At 47.5% G+C, this 4,470-nt stretch carries 2 tRNA genes and 3 rRNA genes; all 5 read left to right on the top strand.

Annotated features, from left to right (window positions below):
- Positions 1 to 221 (top strand): 16S ribosomal RNA (locus L4D05_RS00055); the annotation flags it as partial.
- A gap of 99 nt (positions 222 to 320) precedes the next feature.
- A tRNA-Ile gene (locus tag L4D05_RS00050) sits at positions 321 to 397 on the top strand.
- 39 nt (positions 398 to 436) lie between these two features.
- A tRNA-Ala gene (locus tag L4D05_RS00045) sits at positions 437 to 512 on the top strand.
- A 334-nt stretch (positions 513 to 846) separates the two neighbouring features.
- Positions 847 to 3,736, top strand: a 23S ribosomal RNA gene (locus L4D05_RS00040).
- 133 nt (positions 3,737 to 3,869) lie between these two features.
- Positions 3,870 to 3,985, top strand: a 5S ribosomal RNA gene (gene rrf, locus L4D05_RS00035).
- Positions 3,986 to 4,470 lie beyond the last annotated feature (485 nt).

The raw sequence follows: 4,470 nt of genomic DNA, 5'->3' as shown, positions 1-4,470 counted from the left end.
CGACTCCATGAAGTCGGAATCGCTAGTAATCGTGGATCAGAATGCCACGGTGAATACGTTCCCGGGCCTTGTACACACCGCCCGTCACACCATGGGAGTGGGCTGCAAAAGAAGTGGGTAGTTTAACCTTCGGGAGGACGCTCACCACTTTGTGGTTCATGACTGGGGTGAAGTCGTAACAAGGTAGCCCTAGGGGAACCTGGGGCTGGATCACCTCCTTATACGAAGATTGTCTTGATGAGTGTTCACACAGATTGATTAGGTTTATAAAGTAAAAGAGACGATATTTGATTTCACTTTTTAAAGTGGAAACAGACTGTGGGTCTGTAGCTCAGCTGGTTAGAGCGCTCGCCTGATAAGCGGGAGGTCGGTGGTTCAAGTCCACTCAGACCCACCACTATCTCCTTTGGAGATACGGTACGATATCGACACAGATGGGGCTATAGCTCAGCTGGGAGAGCGCCTGCCTTGCACGCAGGAGGTCTGCGGTTCGATCCCGCATAGCTCCACCATCTTTAAGTATTTTCTTTAAATAGAAAGTCTCTTGAAAGTATTTAAAAATGGTTACTGTTTAAGTAACACATGCTCTTTAACAATTTGGAAAGCTGACGAACAATAATGTGATTTCATTATTGTTCAAATAAAAGTTCTCAAATCCTATGTCTTACTCYTTTATAGAGAAGGGATGTAGGTACCAACACACATTCAAGTGTTCTTGGAAACAGCACAACTTCGGTTGTGATGTTTATATTTGAGTCCGGCAAAATCGAATGCTATCTCGCTCATTCAAATAATGAGATAGCGACTTTGGTTGTTTGCCATACATAAGACCTTTTGGGGTTGTATGGTTAAGTGACTAAGCGTACACGGTGGATGCCTTGGCAGTCAGAGGCGATGAAGGACGTAATAACTTGCGATAAGCCCAGATTAGGTAGTAATAACCTGTGAGTCTGGGATTTCCGAATGGGGAAACCCACGTGCATAAGCACGTATCATTAACTCAATACATAGGTTAATGAAGCAAACCGGGGGAACTGAAACATCTAAGTACCCCGAGGAAGAGAAATCAACCGAGATTCCGAAAGTAGCGGCGAGCGAAATTGGAYTAGCCCTTAAGCTTTTAATGATGCAGGTGAAGAGTCTGGAAAGTCTCGCAGTAAAGGGTGATAGCCCCGTAACCGACACATCATAATCAGTGAAAACGAGTAAGGCGGGACACGTGATATCCTGTTTGAATATGGGGGGACCATCCTCCAAGGCTAAATACTACTGACTGACCGATAGTGAACCAGTACCGTGAGGGAAAGGCGAAAAGAACCCCTGTGAGGGGAGTGAAATAGAACCTGAAACCGTGTACGTACAAGCAGTAGGAGCCCACTTGTTGGGTGACTGCGTACCTTTTGTATAATGGGTCAGCGACTTATATTCAGTGGCAAGGTTAACCGTTTAGGGGAGCCGTAGGGAAACCGAGTCTTAACTGGGCGTTCAGTCTCTGGATATAGACCCGAAACCAGGTGATCTAGCCATGGGCAGGTTGAAGGTTGAGTAACATCAACTGGAGGACCGAACCGACTAATGTTGAAAAATTAGCGGATGACTTGTGGCTAGGGGTGAAAGGCCAATCAAACCTGGAGATAGCTGGTTCTCCCCGAAAGCTATTTAGGTAGCGCCTCGGACGAATACTACTGGGGGTAGAGCACTGTTAAGGCTAGGGGGTCATCCCGACTTACCAACCCTTTGCAAACTCCGAATACCAGTAAGTAATATCCGGGAGACACACGGCGGGTGCTAACGTCCGTCGTGGAGAGGGAAACAACCCAGACCGCCAGCTAAGGTCCCAAAGTATAGCTAAGTGGGAAACGATGTGGGAAGGCTTAGACAGCTAGGATGTTGGCTTAGAAGCAGCCATCATTTAAAGAAAGCGTAATAGCTCACTAGTCGAGTCGGCCTGCGCGGAAGATGTAACGGGGCTAAGCTATACACCGAAGCTGCGGCAATATGATTTATCATATTGGGTAGGGGAGCGTTCTGTAAGCCGTTGAAGGTGRACTGTAAGGTYTGCTGGAGGTATCAGAAGTGCGAATGCTGACATGAGTAACGATAAAGGGGGTGAAAAACCTCCTCGCCGGAAGACCAAGGGTTCCTGTCCAACGTTAATCGGGGCAGGGTAAGTCGACCCCTAAGGCGAGGCCGAAAGGCGTAGTCGATGGGAAACGGGTTAATATTCCCGTACTTCTTATAATTGCGATGGGGGGACGGAGAAGGCTAGGTGGGCCTGGCGATGGTTGTCCAGGTTCAAGTACGTAGGCGGGTGGTTTAGGTAAATCCGGACCRCTAYTAACGCTGAGATACGATGTCGAGCTACTACGGTAGTGAAGTCATTGATGCCATGCTTCCAGGAAAAGCCTCTAAGCTTCAGATTATAAGAAATCGTACCCCAAACCGACACAGGTGGTCGGGTAGAGAATACCAAGGCGCTTGAGAGAACTCGGGTGAAGGAACTAGGCAAAATGGTACCGTAACTTCGGGAGAAGGTACGCTCTTGGCGGTGAAGTCCCTTGCGGATGGAGCTACTAGGAGTCGCAGATACCAGGTGGCTGCAACTGTTTATTAAAAACACAGCACTGTGCAAAATCGTAAGATGACGTATACGGTGTGACGCCTGCCCGGTGCCGGAAGGTTAATTGATGGGGTTAGACTTNGGTCGAAGCTCTTGATCGAAGCCCCGGTAAACGGCGGCCGTAACTATAACGGTCCTAAGGTAGCGAAATTCCTTGTCGGGTAAGTTCCGACCTGCACGAATGGCGTAATGATGGCCACGCTGTCTCCACCCGAGACTCAGTGAAATTGAAATCGCTGTGAAGATGCAGTGTACCCGCGGCTAGACGGAAAGACCCCGTGAACCTTTACTACAGCTTGGCACTGAACATTGACCCTACATGTGTAGGATAGGTGGGAGCCTTTGAAGCATGCACGCTAGTGTGTGTGGAGGCAATCTTGAAATACCACCCTTGTATGCTTGATGTTCTAACGTTGGYCCCTAATCGGGRTTGCGGACAGTGCCTGGTGGGTAGTTTGACTGGGGCGGTCTCCTCCCAAAGAGTAACGGAGGAGCACGAAGGTGGGCTAAACACGGTTGGACATCGTGTGGTTAGTGCAATGGCATAAGCCCGCTTGACTGCGAGAATGACAATTCGAGCAGGTACGAAAGTAGGTCATAGTGATCCGGTGGTTCTGAATGGAAGGGCCATCGCTCAACGGATAAAAGGTACTCCGGGGATAACAGGCTGATACCGCCCAAGAGTTCATATCGACGGCGGTGTTTGGCACCTCGATGTCGGCTCATCACATCCTGGGGCTGAAGTCGGTCCCAAGGGTATGGCTGTTCGCCATTTAAAGTGGTACGCGAGCTGGGTTTAGAACGTCGTGAGACAGTTCGGTCCCTATCTGCCGTGGGCGTTGGAAGATTGAAGGGGGCTGCTCCTAGTACGAGAGGACCGGAGTGGACGAACCTCTGGTGTTCGGGTTGTCATGCCAATGGCATTGCCCGGTAGCTAAGTTCGGAATCGATAACCGCTGAAAGCATCTAAGCGGGAAGCGAGCCCTGAGATGAGTCTTCCCTGGCACTTTAAGTGTCCTAAAGGGTTGTTCAAGACTAGAACGTTGATAGGCAGGGTGTGTAAGTGCTGCGAGGCATTGAGCTAACCTGTACTAATTGCCCGTGAGGCTTAACCATACAACACCCAAAGGGTTTTGATTGGACTCAAAGCAAGAACATAATTGAATGTGTATTAAAGACTTTTATTAAGCTTTCCGAATTAATTTTGCCTTTAGCTTTTAATAAAAGCTGAAAGTAAAAGAAGAATTTGCTTGGCGACCATAGCGTTGCGGACCCACCTGATCCCATGCCGAACTCAGAAGTGAAACGCAGTAGCGCCGATGGTAGTGTGGGGTTTCCCCATGTGAGAGTAGGACATCGCCAGGCTCCTATTTATTTTCACTTTTTAAAAAGTGAAGACAAAAAGTTCGACTTGTCTCGATTGAGACGAGTCARCATAGTTTTTTAAGTAAATACTTAGAATATTATGTTGACTTTCAAAGTAGATAGCGTATTATACGCGTCCTGCTTAAGTGCTAAGGCATTGAAAGCAAAGCTCTTTAACAATATAGACCTATATCAATCTGTGTGGACACTTGTTGATGATAATCACTAGATATYCTCTTTTTATAGAGAGYGTATCAACAATGGTTTTCAATGAACACGTGACCTAAGGGTAGTAAGYTCGCTTACTGTCACACAGTCAAAATTCATTATCGTTCTGTTGGAACGATAATAGCTTTAAAATTACTTCTTACTTTTTAAGTAAGGGACAGTTTTGAAGTCAGTATTCATTGAGCCGACAAAATCTTAAATTGAAGAGTTTGATCATGGCTCAGATTGAACGCTGGCGGCAGGCCTAACACATGCAA

The sequence above is a fragment of the Vibrio nomapromontoriensis genome (assembly GCF_050337205.1).
Lineage (GTDB): Bacteria > Pseudomonadota > Gammaproteobacteria > Enterobacterales > Vibrionaceae > Vibrio > Vibrio nomapromontoriensis.
This window is presented reverse-complemented; position numbering and strand designations above follow the sequence as displayed.